Below are 1795 nucleotides of genomic sequence, written 5' to 3'. Positions count from 1 at the left end.
AGGCTGGGACAAAACCTGCCTTATAAATGAAAAGCCCTTGAACTTTTACATTGCGTAAAATTCAAGGGCTTTGATTTTTGTAGTTAAAAAAGGACTCCTTCTGTTAAACTAAAGTCACTACAACAAAATCCAACAGAAAGAAGGGTCCTTATGTTTAAAAATTATACCATGAATCAATTGATTTTGCCTTTAGATATTGAAATGAAATTACAAGCTAACGATATTGCTTTCCACGTCCACAACTTAGTGGAGAGTATCCCACAAGAAGCGTTCACACCATTTCTTCGAAATGAGGGCTGTCCGGCTTACCATCCTCGTATGATGCTGAAAATTATCCTTTGTGCGTACACGCAGTCCGTTTTTTCAGGACGCAAAATTGAAGCTTTACTCAAAGATAGCCTGCGTATGATGTGGTTGGCGCAAGGATATGAACCAAGTTACCGTACGATCAATCGCTTCCGTGTACATAAAGATATGAAGGAATTACTTCGTCAATGCTTTGTCCAATTCCGCTGCCAACTTGTTGAAGCCAAACAGATTGATAACGAAGCGATTTTTATTGATGGTACGAAGATTGAAGCCAATGCCAATAAATTCACCTTCGTGTGGAAAAAAGCCATCATCCGCTATCAAGCTAACCTTATTGAGAAGTCACAGGCGGTGTATGATGAATTACTTACCCAGTCGATTATCCCGGCAATTCAACGTGAAAACGAAGAAGAACTGACGCTACCTGAACTTGTCCAAGTCATTGAAGCTGTCGATGAGGTCGTCAAAGACTTGGATCAACAGATAGAAGCATCGACAGATGTGCCAGAAAGAAAACGTCTACGTCATCAACGGAAATATCCGAAAGTCATGCGTAAAACATTGATTGACCTTGCGTTACGTAAACAAAAATACGCCAAGGACATGATGATTTTTGGGGCACGAAATAGTTATGCGAAGACAGACCAAGATGCGACTTTTATGCGGATGAAAGATGATTATATGAGAAATGGGCAGTTAAAAGCAGGGTATAACGTACAAATTGCGACTGAGGGGCAGTATGCCCTCGCGTATCAGATTTTCCCAAACCCTACGGATACTTTGACGTTGCGCCCTTTTCTAGATGAAATTGAAGCGAACTATTTTACGTTACCGCAATATATCGTGGCAGATGCAGGGTATGGCAGCGAACAAAATTACGATGATATTCTGACGAATCGCAAGCGTGAAGCGCTGATTACATATAACCTTTACCTACGTGAACAAAAGAAAAAGTATCAACAAAACCCTTTCAATACAGCTAACTGGCTCTATGATGAAACGACAGATAGCTATACCTGTCCTAATCAGCAAACCCTAGCGTTTCATCATCCCTCGGTCCGAACGGACCGAAACGGTTTCACGCGAACATTCAAGGTATACCAATGTGAAAATTGTACAGGCTGCCCTTTCCGTGCGTCCTGTACAAAAGCAAAAGACGAGAATCATCGTACCTTAGTGGTGAATGAAACATGGGAAAACCAAAAAAATTATGTAAAAGCGAAGCTTTCAGCGGAAAAAACAGGCACGATTTACCGAAAACGTAAAATCGATGTTGAACCTGTTTTTGGTCACTTGAAAGCTAATTTGCGTTTCACTCGTTTCTCCGTTCGCGGCAAAGCGAAGGTTTCGAATGAAATGGGACTGGCGTTGATGGCTGTGAACTTGCGAAAGTTCACAGCCAATCAATAAGAATACCCATAAAAAATGAAAAAGAGAAATTGAGCGCACTCAATTTCTCTTTTTCTTTGGCTGAACACTAGTTATG

General features: G+C 40.9%; 1 protein-coding gene. It reads left to right on the top strand.

Going from position 1 to position 1795, the window contains the following annotated elements; translation table 11 throughout:
- The first annotated feature begins 150 nt into the window (after positions 1 to 150).
- Positions 151 to 1719: an IS1182 family transposase gene (locus CH76_RS13180; protein WP_036147295.1), complete on the top strand. Its 1569-nt coding sequence runs from the start codon at positions 151 to 153 to the stop codon at positions 1717 to 1719.
- Positions 1720 to 1795 lie beyond the last annotated feature (76 nt).

It is taken from the genome of Lysinibacillus sp. BF-4 (assembly GCF_000743635.1).
Taxonomy (GTDB): Bacteria; Bacillota; Bacilli; order Bacillales_A; family Planococcaceae; genus Metalysinibacillus; species Metalysinibacillus saudimassiliensis.
Note: the sequence above shows the minus strand (reverse complement) of the source record. Positions and strands in the feature narration are given on the sequence as shown.

Coding starts and splice junctions, on each gene's coding strand:
- CH76_RS13180 (WP_036147295.1), top strand. CDS start 151: ATGTTTAAAAATTATACCATGAATCAATTGATTTTGCCTTTAGATATT.